This window comes from Proteiniphilum sp. (assembly GCF_040307845.1).
In the GTDB taxonomy this organism is placed as follows: Bacteria; Bacteroidota; Bacteroidia; order Bacteroidales; family Dysgonomonadaceae; genus Proteiniphilum.
In genome coordinates, this window is sequence record NZ_JAWRIS010000022.1 from 45,906 (window position 1) to 61,676 (window position 15,771).

Genomic DNA, 15,771 nt, shown 5'->3' on the forward strand with positions numbered 1-15,771 from the left:
AATGACAATGAGTGTGTCATTTATAGCGAGCCATTGAATTGAGAAGTAAAATATTGAGAATAAGATTAATATGTTACAATCAAACATCAAACCCGATGAAACCCTGTCTCTTGACCCTTCTCTTAGCCTTAGTTCTCGTTTCCACAGGCATAATACAGGCACAGCAGCCCGGGGATTGGCGTAAAATCGTGGAACAACTGGCCGAGGAGGAAATGAATGAAGCTGCCATTGAAAACATGTATGAAGACTTGTTGCAACTGGAAAACAATCCCATAAACCTGAACACGGCCACCCGTGAGCAATTGGAAAATTTCCCATTGCTTTCCATGGAAGACGCCGACGCCATTTTTCGTTTTTTAGAAAAAAACCGTCCTGTTTATACTTTGTTCGAATTGAGGAACGTACCGCTTCTTGATATCAAGACCATAGAGATGATCCTTCCTTTTTTCTATGTAGGTGAAACGGATGCCAAAGCAGCCCGCCCACAGGTATCCGATATCCTGAAAAACGGCCGCCACGAACTCCAGTCCCGTTTTGACAAAACGCTGACACAGCGGGCCGGCTACGGTGAGTTTCCGGACAGCATCCTTGAACGGTATCCCAACCGTAAATACCGCGGGGAAGATTTTTACACCTCCCTCCGTTATTCTTTCCGTTACCGGAACAAGGTGCAGATGGGGGTCACGGCAGAAAAAGACGCGGGAGAGCCTTTCTTCAAACGGGACTATCCGAAAGGATATGACCATTACGGTTTTCACCTGATTATAAACGATATAGGTTGTCTAAAAACGGTCGTATTAGGGGATTATCGGCTCTCTTTCGGCCAGGGGCTGGTGCTGAACAACGATTTCATGATCAGCAAGTCATGGAGCACCGGCAATATTGCCCGGCGGACCTTACAACCCAAACGCCACTTCTCCACCGCCGAAGACGGTTTTTTTAGGGGAACTGCCGCGGTGACGGAATTCGGGAATTTCGCCGTCACCGGTTTTTATTCCAATAAAAAGATCGACGCCAACCTGTCGGACGACGGCCATATCACCTCGTTCAAGGTAGACGGCCTGCATCGCACCCCGCTTGAAATCGGGAAGAAGAGGAATACGCGGGAGCAGGTGGCGGGAGGCAATATCAACTTCCGAAAAGACCGCTTGCAGGTAGGTATCAGCGGTGTATATTATCAATATGACAGGATGTACAATCCCACACTCCGGGATTACAACTATCACTACCTGAGGGGGTCTTCCAACTACAACGCGAGCATCGATTACTCCTATCAACTCCCCGGATTGATTTTTGCGGGTGAGACATCCTTTGCCAAGAATGGGGCCGTCGCCACGTTGAATACCCTGCAGTACCGCTTCTCCGGCAACCTGTCGTTTTCGCTGTTACACAGGCACTATCCTATCTCTTATAATGCTTTTTATGCACAGGCATTCTCTGAAGGGAGCGACGTGCGAAACGAGCGAGGATTGTATATGGGCACTGAATTCCGTCCTTTTCCCAAATTCTCGGTGACCGCCTATGCCGATTTTGTCCGCTTCCCATGGCTGAAATATGGAGTGGATGCCCCATCGAACGCAGTCGATCTCTATTTTCTGGGAACGTACACCTTCTCGCGCCAGTCATTCCTGGAAGGACGATACAAGTACAAACAAAAGGAGAAGAATAGCGCCCTCCCTTACGCCACCCATAAATTCCGTCTCAGGTACTCCCATAATCTGCGGAGCGGGTGGAATTTCCGCACTACCGCTGACATGGCGCATTACAAGGAGAAGCATGTCCCGACCGAAAACGGATTTATGCTCTCGCAAAATATCGGTTACCGGGGAAAAGGCCCGTTAACCGGGGATGGCTACCTGGCATGGTTCACCGCCGACACCTACGAGGCACGGCTCTATTCCTACGAGCGGAACCTGCTCAACACCTTTTATATGCCCTCGTTTTACGGGAAGGGTTGCCGAATAGCAATCTCCGCAAAATACGCGATCAGGGATAACCTCTCTTTCTCGGTGAAATTCGGGCATACCCGTTACTTCAACCGCGACACCATTGGCAGCGGCACCGAACTGATCGACGGAAAACGCCGCTCCGATCTTTTCAGTTACCTGAGGTGGACGTTTTAAATATTATCTGTTCCGCAGCTCTCCCGCAAGGATGTTCCTGAAACGAAGAAAAACTCATTTTGAACAAAGTCTATTCACCGGTCTCCTCGAAACCAAATGACCCTGCAATGCACTGGCAAGATAAAGGTGTTACCGAAATAGTTTGTACATTTGTACGCAAAAATCAGACAAGGCATGCCCACACCTCTTCTTCAAATTGACCGGCTGACCAAAAGTTTCGGTGACCTGGTATTATTCAACGACATCTCTTTCGGCATCGCGGAAGGAGATAAGATAGGTTTGATCGCCCCCAACGGATCGGGCAAGACCACCCTGTTGAATATCCTTGCCGGAAAAGAACCATACGACGATGGAAGGGTGGTATTCCGCAACGACATCCGACTGGCCTACCTGGAACAATCGCCTGCTTTCGATCCCGAAAAGACCGTATTAGAGACCTGCTTCAGTACCGATAATGAAACAGTGAGGCTGATCGCCCGTTATGAAGAGATGATCTCCTCCGGGAATCAGGAGGGATTAGACCAATTGCTTGCCGGGATGGACCTGCATAACGCCTGGGATTACGAGCAGCGCATCAAACAGATATTGACGCAATTAAAGATTACCGATTTTCAACAGAAGATAGGGAAACTCTCGGGCGGACAAGTGAAACGGGTGGCGCTGGCCAATGTGCTGATCAGTGAACCGGAACTGCTGATCATGGACGAGCCGACCAACCACCTCGACCTGGAGATGGTGGAGTGGCTGGAAGAGCATCTTACCCGCAACAATATCAGCCTGCTGATGGTCACGCACGACCGCTATTTCCTCGACCGGGTCTGCAACCAGATATTGGAGATTGATAACAAACAGTTTTTTTCTTATAAGGGCAATTACTCCTATTATCTGGAGAAAAGGGATGAGCGGGTCACGACACAAAATGCCGAAACCGAAAAAGCCCGGAACCTGCTGAGGAAAGAACTGGACTGGATGCGAAGGCAACCACAGGCAAGGGGCACCAAGGCCAAATCGCGTGTCGATGCATTTTATTCACTCGAAGAAAAAGCGCAGCGGAAAAAGGATGAGCAGAATATTCGCCTGGCAGCAAAGGGCAGCTATATCGGGAAAAAGATCTTCGAAGCCAAAGAGGTCGGCAAACGGTTCGGCAACATCCGGATCACCGAAAAATTCAACTATGTTTTCACCCGCTATGAAAAAATGGGTATCGTGGGAAATAACGGTACCGGAAAGTCTACTTTCGTGAAGATGCTGCTGGGTTTGGAAAAACCCGACAGCGGCAGTTTCGATATCGGAGAAACGGTCAATTTTGGCTATTACAGCCAGGAGGGACTGCAATTCAACGAGCAGACAAAAGTAATTGACGTGGTACAGGCTATTGCCGAGGTGATCGATCTGGGCGACGGTTACCGGCTGACCGCATCCCAATTCCTGCAACACTTCCTCTTTCCGCCGGAAAAGCAACATAACTATGTATACAAGCTCAGCGGGGGTGAAAAGCGGCGCCTCTACCTCTGCACCGTACTGATCAAAAATCCCAATTTCCTGGTGCTGGACGAGCCGACCAATGACCTTGACATCCTCACGCTGAACATATTGGAAGAGTATCTTGCAGGCTTCAAGGGATGCCTTATCGTGGTGTCGCACGACCGTTATTTTATGGACAAGGTGGTGGATCACCTGCTGGTCTTCCACGGTAACGCCCAAATTCAGGATTTTCCGGGCAATTACACCCAGTACCGGGAATGGAAGGCGGTGAAAGAGAAAGAGGAAGCTGAAAAGGCTAAGGCATCCGCACCGCCACAAGAAACAATCAGCCACCGAAAAAAAAATGAAGAGAATAAAAAACTCTCCTTCAAGGAAAGGCAGGAATTCGAGTTCTTAGAAGGGGAAATCGAACAAATGGAGGCAGAAAAAGAGGAAATCAGTGATGCACTCTCCTCCGGCAATCTATCCACAGAAGAGTTGATGCACCAATCGAACCGGCTCTCAGAACTTATCGCCCTCATCGATGTAAAGACAATGCGATGGCTCGAGCTCAGCGAGCGCGAATGAATAGAGAATGGAATACAACGAATTATTTGCCCGTACGGAGTTGTTGATCGGCAGGGAAGCGATGCAGTCGCTCGCCGGGAAAAAAGTGATCCTTTTTGGTGTGGGAGGTGTAGGCAGCTGGTGCGCAGAAGGGTTGATCCGTAGCGGGATCATGCACCTGACGATGGTCGACTCCGACAGAGTAGCCGTTGCCAACAGTAACCGGCAACTACCCGCCACTACCCAAACCATCGGCGAGCTGAAAGTGGATGTCTTGAAAAAGCGATTACAGGAAATCAATCCTTTTGCGACCATCACCGCCGTTCCTGAAATCTATAATGCCGAATCCTCCGCATCGTTCCGGTTAGAAGAATACGATTACGTGATTGATGCTATCGATTCGCTTTCCCACAAGGCGCATTTACTCGCGGCAGCTTCCGAGAGCGGAGCGACCGTCTTCTCCTCCATGGGAGCGGCACTTAAAATGGATCCCCAACAGATCCGGGTAGCGGAATTCTGGAAAGTACGCGGCTGCAAGTTGGCATCAGCATTGCGTGACCGCTTACGGAAAGGGGGTAAACCACAGAGACCGATCCTCTGCGTATACAGTGAGGAGCGGCTTTCCAACAAAGGGATGGAAGCTTTGCCAGATGCTGATGAAAAAGGCAGTTTCCACAAGGCGCAGACCAACGGCACCATGGTACAGGTGACTGCTGTATTTGGCTTCACCCTGTCGGGCTTGGTGATTCAAGACGTTGTTGGAATGAAAAACTAAAAACGAAGAGTGAAAAACGAAGAGTGAAAAACAAAAAACGAAGAACGAAGAACACACCTTAAACTAAAACCAAAAGAAGATATTCTTTTTTCTGTATTTTTAGTTCGGTCAATAGCAATATCTTTACTATTTTTGTGACTTTAAAACAGCTATCAAGATATGCAGATCGAGAATAATCTTCAGGAAATCATTATCCGTGCGATAAAAGAACTTTACCATGCCGATATGGAGGCATCGCAGATCACACTTCAGAAAACAAAGAAAGAATTCAAAGGCCACTATACACTGGTGACCTTCCCCTTGCTAAAAATATCCCGGAAAAAACCGGAAGATACAGCAGAGGAAATAGGCGACTGGCTTGCGGAAAATGCCGGTATCGTCTCCGGATACAATGTGATCAAAGGATTTCTAAACCTGGAGATAGCATCCAAAGCATGGCTCGGGTTACTTGAAGGAATAGATGCACAACCCGAATATGGTTTCACTGCCGTAACTGATGCCGCACCTCTCTATATGGTGGAATACTCCTCCCCCAACACCAATAAACCGCTGCATTTGGGTCATGTGCGGAACAATCTCCTGGGGCATTCACTGTGTGAAGTACTGGCTGCCAACGGCAAGCGGGTGGTAAAAACCAATATCGTGAACGACCGGGGCATCCATATCTGCAAATCGATGCTGGCTTGGCAGAAATGGGGAAACGGAGAGACGCCCGAGTCATCCGGCAAGAAAGGGGATCATCTGATCGGCGATTACTATGTGCTGTTCGACAAAAAATATAAAGAAGAACTGGCCTCATTACAGGAGGAAGGCATATCGAAAGAGGATGCTGAGGGGCAGTCACAACTGATGGCGGAAGCCCGGGAAATGTTACGCAAATGGGAAGCCGGCGATAAAGAAACCGTCAATCTGTGGGAGCAGATGAACGCCTGGGTATATGCCGGATTCGACGAGACCTATCACCGCATGGGGGTATCATTTGATAAGATTTATTACGAATCGCAAACTTACCTCGCCGGAAAAGAGGAGGTGCTGCGGGGCCTCAACGAAGGACTTTTCTACCGGAAAGAGGATGGATCGGTATGGGCCGATCTCACTCCCTACGGGCTGGATCACAAGCTGCTGCTACGTGCTGATGGCACATCAGTCTATATGACACAGGATATCGGTACGGCTAAGCTACGGTTCGACGATTATCCTATCGACACCATGATCTACGTGGTAGGAAACGAACAGAATTATCACTTCCAGGTGCTTTCCATCCTGCTCGACATGCTTGGTTTTGAATTTGGAAAGGGATTGGTACATTTCTCTTACGGCATGGTGGAGCTTCCCGAAGGAAAAATGAAATCGCGGGAAGGGACAGTGGTGGATGCCGACGACCTGATGGCCGAAATGGTGGAAACCGCTCGTGAAACATCAAAAGAGCTGGGCAAATTAGAGGGTATATCTACCGAGGAAGCCGACAAGATCGCGGAGATGGTGGGCATGGGTGCCCTGAAATACTTTATCCTGAAAGTTGATCCGAAAAAGAACATGACCTTCAATCCGAAGGAATCGATCGACTTCAACGGAAACACAGGCCCATTCATTCAATACACGCATGCGCGGATACAGTCCGTCCTGCGCAAAGCGGGTGACCAGGGAATCTCCCTACCAGAAAAACTGGAAAAGAAACTCACCCTTTCCGAAAAAGAAGAGGGACTGGTACAGTTACTCTCCGAATTCGACGCCGTAGTGAAACAAGCAGGTGCCGAATACAATGTTTCCCTTATCGGTAACTACGTCTACGAACTGGCAAAAGAGTTCAACCAGTTCTATCACGACTTCTCCATTCTCCGTGAGGAGAACAATTCGTTACGTGATTTCCGGTTGTTATTGTCTAAAAATATCGCACTCACCATAAAAAAAGGGATGAAACTGTTTGGGATAGAGGTACCGGAAAGGATGTGAAATTTACCATATTGGAGGCATGTGTAAAATAATAATCAGTAGAGGTGCGTTGTTACTCTTCCTCATCTGTTTTGGGACGATGCACAACGTGCTGTCGCAGAACCCAACCGATTCGCTCGCCCATAACGGGAGAAAGTTTATTCACCGGTTGGAGATAGAAGGGCGCCCCGGCTACATTTTTCCTACCAATAATTTTCTCAAAGGAGAGAACGGACAATCCCGACCGATCAAATATACCCGTTCCTCCCATCTCAAATACGCTTTCCAGTTTCATCCCGATAGCCGTGCCGGCCAAATATACCGGGGAGCCTACCAGGGAATTGGCTTCGCCTATTACAGTTTCGGTAATTGGCACGAGATAGGCGACCCGAAAGCGGTTTATCTGTTTCAGGGAGCCACACTTTTCAATATGGGCCGCCGGTTGTCGTTCGATTACGAATGGAATTTCGGGGTGTCGGGCGGATGGCATCCCTACGATTATTTTAACAACTCCTATAACGGGATGGTCGGATCGAAAGTCAATGCCTATATGAATATAAATTTGTACTTCAGGCAGTACCTCTCCCGCCATTTCGACCTGATCGGGGGAATCACCCTTACCCATTTCTCCAACGGGAACACCAAGTTCCCCAATGCAGGATTGAATACGGCAGATGCGAAGGTGGGGATCAGCTACAATATCAACCGGCAACAGAACTACCTCACAAACGGCATACGCGATATCAACTGTACGCGCGATTTCCCTCGCCATATCAGTTACGATGTGGTATTATTCGGCTCCTGGAGACGTAAAGGAGTTGTCTTCAACGACAATCCCCCCATGGCTTCACCCGACAAATACACCGTACTTGGATTTAACTTCAATCCCATGTACAACGTGGGATACAAATTGCGGGTGGGACCGTCCCTCGACGGCGTCTATGACAGCAGTGCCAATGTATATACCGAAGATTATATCGTTGGAGGAGGATATGATCCCGGCTATACTTTCTATAAACCCGCTTTGAGAAAGCAACTGGCACTGGGACTTTCCGCGCGGGCTGAGTATGTGATGCCCTATTTCGACGTGGGAATCGGCATCGGCGCCAACCTGCTGCATGGCGGAGGTGACTTTAATGGGTTGTATCAAATAGTGGTACTAAAAATAAAAGTAACGCCCCACTCATTCATCCACATAGGGTATAACCTGCAGAATTTCGACACCCCCAACTACCTGATGTTAGGCCTCGGAGTGCGGCTAAATAACAAGTCCCCCCGACACTGATTAGGTGGTTAGGTGGTAGTACAATGAAAATCATCGGACTTTGCAAGATAAGTAAATAAAACAATAACAATTCAATAAAAGATAGTATCTTTATTCCATTCAATAAATTTAGGAGAATAGTTTTTTCACAACTATTCTCCAGTTTACATAATTCTTACTACAGATCCCTACTTCAGATACTTCGCCAGAAATCCCAGCATGGTACCGTAAAAGTCCATGCGGTTCTCTTCGCGATAGAAACCGTGGCCTTCGTTATATTTCACCATATAGGGGATTTCCAGACCTTTCGCACGCAACGCCGTTACAATCTGGTCGGATTCGTTGATATTCACACGCGGGTCATTGGCTCCCTGCACCACATAGACCGGTTTGGTGATCTTGTCGATCTGGTAGACCGGTGAAGCCTCGCGGGCTATAGCCTTCTCTTCGGGATTATCCAGGTCGTACCATATCTGTTTCACCATCTCAGTCATTGGTTTCCAGTACTCGGGGAACGATGAGAAGAATGTTTCGATATTGGATACACCCACATAATCTACCCCGCAGGTATAGAGATCGGGCGTTTTTACCAATCCCATCAGGGTAGCATAACCACCATGACTACCGCCATAAATCGCAATTTTGCTTTCGTCTGCCCAACCCTGGGCGATGGCGTAACGCACACCGTCTTCCACGTCGTCCATCACTTTCCGGCCAATCTGTTTGAATCCGGCACGCAGGAATTCCTTGCCATATCCGCCAGAGATACGGAAGTTCACCTGCAGGGTGGCATAACCACGACTGGCGAACAATTGCGTTTCGGGATTAAATCCCCATGAATCGCGGATTCCCTGTGGCCCGCCATGAGGATTGACCACCATAGGTACTTTTTTGCCCTGGAGAGCCTCTTTCGGCAACGTGATATAGCCGTGGATCGTCAACCCGTCGCGGCTCTTAAAGGTGATAGGACGCATTTCCGCCATATCTTCTTCCTTCAGTTGCGGCATCAGGTCATATAAGAGGGTAAACTGTTTTGTTTTTACATCATATTCGTAATAGGTGCCATACAACTTATCACTCTGGAGGATGATCAGGAAGGTATTTTCGTCATCATCATAATCGGCAATACCATAAATTTTTCCGGGAAAATGCTGCTTCACTCCGGCATCGATTTCCTTGTAGAGATCACTCACCGGGATAATTTCCGATTTTTCTCCCTCATAACTGAAATAATCAATTTCGTAGTTCCGTTTACGGGAAAGACCCATATCGGACACATCATACTGGGGATTCGAAAAAATTTCTTTGATTTCACGGTTATTCTTCAAATCATAAAGAACGATGCGGGCTTTATCTCCATCGAGATTGGTAACCACATAAGCATCATCGGGATCGGATGTATTGTAATTGAAAGCAACGATCCCGAAGCTGTCGTCCCAGTTGGTCTTTTTCTTTAATTCGAATTCATCCGTTTCCTGATTTTTATAATAGAATTCCATCTCCACCCCGTTTACCATCCTGGTGTAACCGCGTAAATTTCCGTCTTTATCAAAATCATATCCCTGGATAGGGTTGGCTACGTCACTGTTTTCATAAAGTTTTTCCAGTTCTCCCGTCACCACATTCAGTTTATAAGGCTCGAATATCTGCGGATTATCTTTATTCATCGAGATGATGATGTAATCTTTCTGGTCTTTCAGGATAGAAATAATACCTGCCCTCACATTCTCAAAGGGAGTGAGGTCGCGTGGATTTGCGCCATCGATATTTGCCGCGTAAATATGATAGTTCTCGTTTCCACCGTTGTCCATCACATAAAACAACCGCTCATCGTTGATCCATCCATACCCTTTGATCGGTTCCTCTTTTTCCTCGATGGCACGGATCACCTCTCCGGAGGTTATATTTTTGATATAGACATGGTTCTTAAGCCCATCCTTTTCCTTGTATGACAGATATTTGCCATTGGGTGATAACTGGAAAGCGGAAGCATTCGGCCGGGCAAAGTAATCGGCTACACTGTATGTATAGTCTCCCTTATCAAGGCCGGCCAGTTTACCCAACTCCTCTTCGCTCGTCACCAGGGAAGAATTACCCGGGAGTTTGCTTTCAAAGCGTTGTAAGGTAAGGGGGAGAGTCATTCCGGCCTGTTCGTAATTTCCTGTAATACTGTCTCCCTGCAGTTCTCCATTATAAATGATCTGCGCCGCAGTCACTCCCAGTTTCAAGCGGTTATCGGAAAATTCCATCTTATCGACCGGAATGCCAGACGCACCCTGCATCGGCACGTCCATCGTTCCTGATAGATTCCCGTCTTCTCCTGCGAAATGGAAGATCAATTCCAGATCTATTCCCTGCACCGATAAAGTGCCTTTCCAATCCCCTGCAATAGTTTGTGCATTCAGACTCATAGTTGTTACAATCACGGCGATCAATACGCCAGCCTTTTTTATTATGTTCATACAATTCATTTTAATGTAAGACAAACAGAAAACAGGGACAATACGAATCCCCATCGTCAGACAAAATAATCATGGACAAAAATAATGAAATAAAATCAGCCATGCATGTAATTTTCAAATAAATCAACCGGAGATTAAAGAATGAACAAAGTTTTTTTTGTATTGTTATAAACATATTCATTTACAACAGAAAAATTAAACAGGAAAGCAAAAACATGAGGGGCAATATTCTGGGTTTACACCACATTACGGCCATCCCCGACAACGCAAAGAGAAACCTCGATTTTTATACGGACGTCCCGGGATTAAGACTGGTCAAAAAAACCGTCAATTTCGATGATCCGGGTACCTATCATTCCCATTTTTTGGAGATGAGTAGGGAACGTCCGGCACGATCATTACTTTCTTTCCATGGGAAGGAATAGGCGCCGGAAAGAACGGGGCGGGTATGGCCACACATATAGGATATGCCGTTCCGGAAGGAAGTTTCGGTTTCTGGAAAGAACGCCTTGCGCAACATCATGTCACAACGGAAGAAAATGAAATCTTCGGCGAGAAGCTGCTTTCCTTCAACGATCCCGACGGGATGCAACTGCAACTCATCATTTCCGCACATCCCGACGGCAGAAAGCCGTGGACTACGCGGGACGTTTCACAAGATGCCGCAATCAGGGGATTCCACAATGTGACACTCACACTGAGATCGGCAGATGCCACTGCAAAAGTGCTGACCGACATATTGGGATATTCATTAAAGAAACAGGATGGTAACAGGTACCGTTTTGCAACGGGTACCATCGATACAGCCAACATCGTGGATATCATAGAAGACCCTGCGACCCCGGCAGGACGGAATGCGGACGGAACAAACCATCAAAAATCGCTTTCCGGGTGGAAAACGACGATATCCTGATGGAAATGAATGCCCCCGTCACCGAAAAGGTGTACGCAAACCGCGGGCATATCATCTCCGAAGACAAAATAGAACAGGTAAACCGGATCATTTTATGAAAAAGATCAATACATTCGTTGTCATGCTCTTGGCCATCCTATTTATACAGGGTTGTAATAACAATACCGTAAAAAAGGATGAGAGTACCATTTCTGTCTATGGTACCGGTACGGTGATGGTTAAACCGGATATGCTCCGGATGAATATCTCTCTAAGCAAGATGGCATCAACTACGAAAGCGGCCCAGGAAGAAGTAGGCAAGATGGTGAAGCAGGCATTGGGCGTATTAAGTGATTTCGGCATTGAGGATAAAAATATAGTGACCGCCTCGTTGACATTCAGTCCGGAATATGAATACCGGAACGGCAGGCGCGTTTTAATCGGGCAAACAGCGCAGCAAGCGATCCTTTTTTCGATGAACGACATTCAGGATGACAACGGGAAAGTTCCGCAAATAATAGACTGGCTTGTACAAATTAACGGGATTGAACTGAATCAGATTGATTTTAATGTCAAGGATAATAAAGACTATTTTATCCAATCGCGAGAACTTGCCTTCCGAAAAGCGACTGAGAAGGCAGAGCAATATGCCGCCCTTTCAGGGCTTAAAGTAGCCAAAGTATTAAGTATATCGGAAGAAGGGCCCCAACAGGTCTTACCAATCAACAACAGGATGATGAATCAATACAATGCAGTGGCAGAATCAGTTGTCGCCGATGTCGGTACAACCCTGTTACCTTCGGGTGAATTGGAAATAACCACCAGGATTCTGGCCGTGTTTCTTTTGGAATAATCCTCCATTCATTTGCACTACAAATTCAGCAAAAAACAAATAATGTTTAACAAACTGTGCAAAAATAGATGATTTAATGAAGGATATTGTATTAAAACGTTGGGAGACCGTTATGCCAAAAAACTTCTTTTTGAGAAATATACCAATTCTTACCCTTACTATTATTGCCTTGGAAGAATAAATATGTCCTGCCATCGGTATCGGTGAATATATGTGGATGTCCGGACTCGCTTTCGTTCCATTCCCCCGGGTTTCCATTAGGAAGGAACGGTTCATCGGATAACCTTTCCCAGGTCAGCCCGTCATCGCTTACGGCAACTCCCACTTGCTGAGGCCAATTATTGTAAGCCCCCGCATAGAACATATACATTTTACCATTTTGAATTGTGATAGATGCTCCCTCTATACACTCACCCTCCCATGCCAATTCGGGATACAAAATTGGTTTATCAACCGCCTGTCGCCAATCTTCCCGATTAAAATCTGTTTCTTTCGACGCGACAGCCACTCCCAATATTTGTATCCTGTAATCCGGGTCCCGCGTGGCGAAATAGAGAAAATATTGGCCGTTGAACTCACAAACTTCGGCATCGATGGCACGGCCACAATTCCACTCTCCGGTAGGTTTAAAAATCGGATTGGTGGCATTCCGTTCAAAGTGAATACCATCAGCAGACACTGCATGACAAATGGCATCATTACGTCCATTTCCATACGTCTGATAAAAAAGATGCACTTTCCCGTTCCTTATCAGGGCACCCGGGGCACAAAGCCCCTTTTTTTCATATTCCACTCCGGGATCAGGGGTAATTTCTCCTACTTTTTCCCATGATAGCAAGTCCCGGCTCTCGGCAATGCCAATATTCCATCCCGAATCCTCCACTCCCTTCATCGGAGGGATGGAATAGTACATCAAATATCGTCCCTCAAAGTTTACCACATGCGGATCCTTGGAAAACGGTACTCCGGTACGGGATGTATCACCGAACATCATAGGGCTTTTTTGTGCTCCTTTTTTATTGGACTCGGCAATACCTATAATACGAGTATCGGTACGTTCGTTATATCGGTTCAAAAGATCATGCACATGGTCATGCGACAATCCATCAATCCCAATTCGTACAAGATCAACGGATTGCGGAGAATCAATGAGTTGCTTAACAAATAGGCCGACAAGAATGATAAGGCTAATTAATAAAATAGGAAATTTCATATAATACACCTTTAGACGTTTCATAAAATTGTGAAATATTAGTCGGCCCCAGAAGCAATTTCCCGACCTTTCGAGTACTTACACACAGGCAAATGTAATAAAAATTATTTCACGTAAACTACAACTGATACAATATCTTACAATATCTTACGTTTTTGTCCTAAATATACAACACAAGAGGCGTTTACATGCAATTTTTATTATTCCCTGACACCATTAGGTTTTATCGCATGTCCTGATACATCTTCCGGATAAAGTGCACCTCCTTCTTCGAGTTGTATGGACATCTGTTTAATCATTCGGGAGAGGATTTCCTTCTCAGTCTCTGCAAGATCTCTTGTTTCATAAGGTTCTTCTGCCAGATTATAAAGTTCTTGGGAGGGATTATCCGGGGTTTCCGGATTGTACCAGTAGATCAGTTTCCAACTCCCATCCCTATAGGATGTAAAATAATTTCCCCAATGTGCATGCGGGAAATGCATCAAAAAACGTTCCAGAGACTGATTATACCTCTTTTCGGCTAATCGTCTGAATTCTAATGTAATAATTTCTAGCTCTTCGTTCTGTATGATTCAGGTCATCGGGTTTAAAAACTCAATACTAGACGCTTTAATCCCTTATTCTCTCAAACCATAGTAATTGATCTAATGGAACATTATATTGAATTGTTGTTCCTCCTTTAACTCTTTTTCCGTTTGAATCAACCCAGATACCTTTAGGTAGTTTTACATCCCTAATATTATTCATTGTTACTACTGGCGCCACAAGGATATTATCGCCCAGCATAAACTGGTCGTGACAATCTGCAAATCCCTGATTAGGAAATATAAACTCCATATTGGAAACAATCGGTTCTCCAATTTTTGCACTGTTATTGGCAAGTTTCATGATTTCAGGGACAAGCTGTTGGCGAAGTGATACCGCCTTCTTTACTGCTTCAAAGTGTTCTTTGTCGAGAATTCTCCACGGTGACACAGAGAACTGCATCATTGGCATCAGGGCATGACATTGGGCGGATCTTACAATTAACTTCGGGTCTAATTTATCAGAGTCGACATCAATAAAGGAGACATAATCACCACCACCAATCATATCAGGACAAGCAAAAGGATACCCTAATAGCCCGGCTGCTGTCATGTGTGGTATTAACTTTTGCAAATCCTCCCAAGTATGATGTTTGTCTCGAAGTCTTTCTACAATTGGCATACCTCCCATTTTCCACATGGCTCGGTATTCGTTGAGCGGATACCGTAAACCAAATTCACCCCAAAAACGTGCATGCTCATTTGGACTAACATTTTTGTATGTTACAACATTTCCTGTATAAAATCCAGGATCTCCCGCATCAAATTTGAAACCATCAATTCCATACTTTTCAACAAAGATATCTAATTCCCCCTGGAACCAGTTCATGGCATCAGGATTAGAAAAATCCATCACCATACTATATCCATTCCACCACTGAACGATCGCGGGTTTTTTGGCATCTTCCCATCTTAAGTCCTTATTGCCTTCATTGTCCATTACCACCCATTTTTTTTTCATTAAAAAACGGGCCTCCTCCGAGTCAGGCGTAATGAAAGGAGATATCCATATCATAACCTTAAATCCCAAGTTATGTAATTCATCTACCATTGCTTTTGCATTGAAAAAGCGATCCTTTCTAAAGTCAAATTTGCCGTAATATGGAGCCCAATTATCATCGATCATTAATACTCCGGCAGGAAATCCATGCCGAATAATTTGATGGGCATAATTCAAAATATCTTTCTGATTTTGATCATATATCAGCTCAATCCATGTGTTGTACTGTGGACTGGTAAATAATAATTCATCCGGAAGTTTATTTTGCGGTGGAAAGAAACGGTTAGATGCACCTTTATAAGCCTCTTTTAATGTCTTGCCATTGTCTCCAATAACAACATCGTCTTCATCCCCGGTAATGATAATTTCTCCGTTTTTTATTTCGAAAGCAAAGGGCCCTTCAGACCATATATATCTGCCTTTTGTAGAAAGTAAGAGAGGTGATGCCTGATTTCCATAAGCAGAGCCATTAAGATTTGCTTTATATCCATCACTGAAAGGCATTTTTTCTCCTTCATTTACGGCTGCACCGTACCATTGCTCATTTTTCTCAATTGGAATAATGTGTTGAGAAAAGATGTAGATAGGATATAATAAGACTAGAAGTATAAGAACAACTTTTTTCATACGTCTAATGGGTTA

12 protein-coding genes are annotated in these 15,771 nt (G+C 45.7%); 8 read left to right on the top strand and 4 right to left on the bottom strand.

Features of this window, described 5'->3' with window-relative positions; all coding sequences use genetic code 11:
* The first annotated feature begins 95 nt into the window (after positions 1 to 95).
* The 5 genes from ABV001_RS05610 (at position 96) to ABV001_RS05630 (ending at position 8,146) form a co-directional block, all read left to right on the top strand.
* Positions 96 to 2,123 carry a ComEA family DNA-binding protein gene (locus tag ABV001_RS05610; protein ID WP_352421894.1) on the top strand — a complete coding sequence of 676 codons (2,028 nt, stop codon included), beginning with the start codon at positions 96 to 98 and terminating at the stop codon, positions 2,121 to 2,123.
* Positions 2,124 to 2,297: 174 nt separating this feature from the next.
* Positions 2,298 to 4,175, top strand: a complete 1,878-nt coding sequence (locus tag ABV001_RS05615) for an ABC-F family ATP-binding cassette domain-containing protein (protein ID WP_352421895.1) — start codon at positions 2,298 to 2,300, stop codon at positions 4,173 to 4,175.
* Between the two features lie 7 nt (positions 4,176 to 4,182).
* A complete protein-coding gene (locus ABV001_RS05620) occupies positions 4,183 to 4,929 on the top strand; it encodes a tRNA threonylcarbamoyladenosine dehydratase (RefSeq protein ID WP_352421896.1) in 747 nt (248 codons plus the stop codon).
* Positions 4,930 to 5,088: 159 nt separating this feature from the next.
* Positions 5,089 to 6,882, top strand: a complete 1,794-nt coding sequence (gene argS, locus ABV001_RS05625) for an arginine--tRNA ligase (protein ID WP_352421897.1) — start codon at positions 5,089 to 5,091, stop codon at positions 6,880 to 6,882.
* Between the two features lie 19 nt (positions 6,883 to 6,901).
* Entirely contained in the window at positions 6,902 to 8,146 is a 1,245-nt protein-coding gene (locus tag ABV001_RS05630) for an acyloxyacyl hydrolase (protein WP_323425445.1), read from the top strand.
* 167 nt (positions 8,147 to 8,313) lie between these two features.
* Here the strand turns inward: ABV001_RS05630 and ABV001_RS05635 are convergent, their stop codons facing one another.
* Positions 8,314 to 10,587 (bottom strand): alpha/beta hydrolase family protein, encoded by a 2,274-nt coding sequence (locus tag ABV001_RS05635; RefSeq protein WP_352421898.1) that lies wholly within the window; start codon positions 10,585 to 10,587, stop codon positions 8,314 to 8,316.
* A gap of 215 nt (positions 10,588 to 10,802) precedes the next feature.
* On the opposite strand from ABV001_RS05635, the gene ABV001_RS05640 reads away from it, so the two are divergent.
* The 3 genes from ABV001_RS05640 to ABV001_RS05650 all read left to right on the top strand — a co-directional run bounded on the left by ABV001_RS05640 (position 10,803) and on the right by ABV001_RS05650 (position 12,332).
* Complete coding sequence (locus tag ABV001_RS05640) at positions 10,803 to 11,012, top strand: VOC family protein (protein ID WP_352421899.1); 210 nt, start codon at positions 10,803 to 10,805, stop codon at positions 11,010 to 11,012.
* Positions 11,013 to 11,035: 23 nt separating this feature from the next.
* Positions 11,036 to 11,500, top strand: a complete 465-nt coding sequence (locus ABV001_RS05645) for a VOC family protein (RefSeq protein ID WP_352421900.1) — start codon at positions 11,036 to 11,038, stop codon at positions 11,498 to 11,500.
* A 94-nt stretch (positions 11,501 to 11,594) separates the two neighbouring features.
* Positions 11,595 to 12,332, top strand: a complete 738-nt coding sequence (locus tag ABV001_RS05650; protein ID WP_352421901.1) for an SIMPL domain-containing protein — start codon at positions 11,595 to 11,597, stop codon at positions 12,330 to 12,332.
* Positions 12,333 to 12,423: 91 nt separating this feature from the next.
* Here the strand turns inward: ABV001_RS05650 and ABV001_RS05655 are convergent, their stop codons facing one another.
* From ABV001_RS05655 to ABV001_RS05665, 3 genes are all read right to left on the bottom strand, one after another.
* Positions 12,424 to 13,545, bottom strand: a complete 1,122-nt coding sequence (locus ABV001_RS05655; RefSeq protein WP_352421902.1) for a family 43 glycosylhydrolase — start codon at positions 13,543 to 13,545, stop codon at positions 12,424 to 12,426.
* Positions 13,546 to 13,745: 200 nt separating this feature from the next.
* Positions 13,746 to 14,027 carry a hypothetical protein gene (locus ABV001_RS05660; protein ID WP_352421903.1) on the bottom strand — a complete coding sequence of 94 codons (282 nt, stop codon included), beginning with the start codon at positions 14,025 to 14,027 and terminating at the stop codon, positions 13,746 to 13,748.
* A 127-nt stretch (positions 14,028 to 14,154) separates the two neighbouring features.
* Complete coding sequence (locus tag ABV001_RS05665) at positions 14,155 to 15,756, bottom strand: glycoside hydrolase family 31 protein (RefSeq protein WP_352421904.1); 1,602 nt, start codon at positions 15,754 to 15,756, stop codon at positions 14,155 to 14,157.
* Between the last annotated feature and the right edge of the window lie 15 nt (positions 15,757 to 15,771).

Excerpts from the sequence above, each read along its gene's own strand:
- ABV001_RS05610 (WP_352421894.1), top strand. The coding sequence starts at position 96 with ATGAAACCCTGTCTCTTGACCCTTCTCTTAGCCTTAGTTCTCGTTTCC.
- ABV001_RS05615 (WP_352421895.1), top strand. The coding sequence starts at position 2,298 with ATGCCCACACCTCTTCTTCAAATTGACCGGCTGACCAAAAGTTTCGGT.
- ABV001_RS05620 (WP_352421896.1), top strand. The coding sequence starts at position 4,183 with ATGGAATACAACGAATTATTTGCCCGTACGGAGTTGTTGATCGGCAGG.
- argS (WP_352421897.1), top strand. The coding sequence starts at position 5,089 with ATGCAGATCGAGAATAATCTTCAGGAAATCATTATCCGTGCGATAAAA.
- ABV001_RS05630 (WP_323425445.1), top strand. The coding sequence starts at position 6,902 with ATGTGTAAAATAATAATCAGTAGAGGTGCGTTGTTACTCTTCCTCATC.
- ABV001_RS05635 (WP_352421898.1), bottom strand. The coding sequence starts at position 10,587 with ATGAACATAATAAAAAAGGCTGGCGTATTGATCGCCGTGATTGTAACA.
- ABV001_RS05640 (WP_352421899.1), top strand. The coding sequence starts at position 10,803 with ATGAGGGGCAATATTCTGGGTTTACACCACATTACGGCCATCCCCGAC.
- ABV001_RS05645 (WP_352421900.1), top strand. The coding sequence starts at position 11,036 with ATGGCCACACATATAGGATATGCCGTTCCGGAAGGAAGTTTCGGTTTC.
- ABV001_RS05650 (WP_352421901.1), top strand. The coding sequence starts at position 11,595 with ATGAAAAAGATCAATACATTCGTTGTCATGCTCTTGGCCATCCTATTT.
- ABV001_RS05655 (WP_352421902.1), bottom strand. The coding sequence starts at position 13,545 with ATGAAATTTCCTATTTTATTAATTAGCCTTATCATTCTTGTCGGCCTA.
- ABV001_RS05660 (WP_352421903.1), bottom strand. The coding sequence starts at position 14,027 with ATGCATTTCCCGCATGCACATTGGGGAAATTATTTTACATCCTATAGG.
- ABV001_RS05665 (WP_352421904.1), bottom strand. The coding sequence starts at position 15,756 with ATGAAAAAAGTTGTTCTTATACTTCTAGTCTTATTATATCCTATCTAC.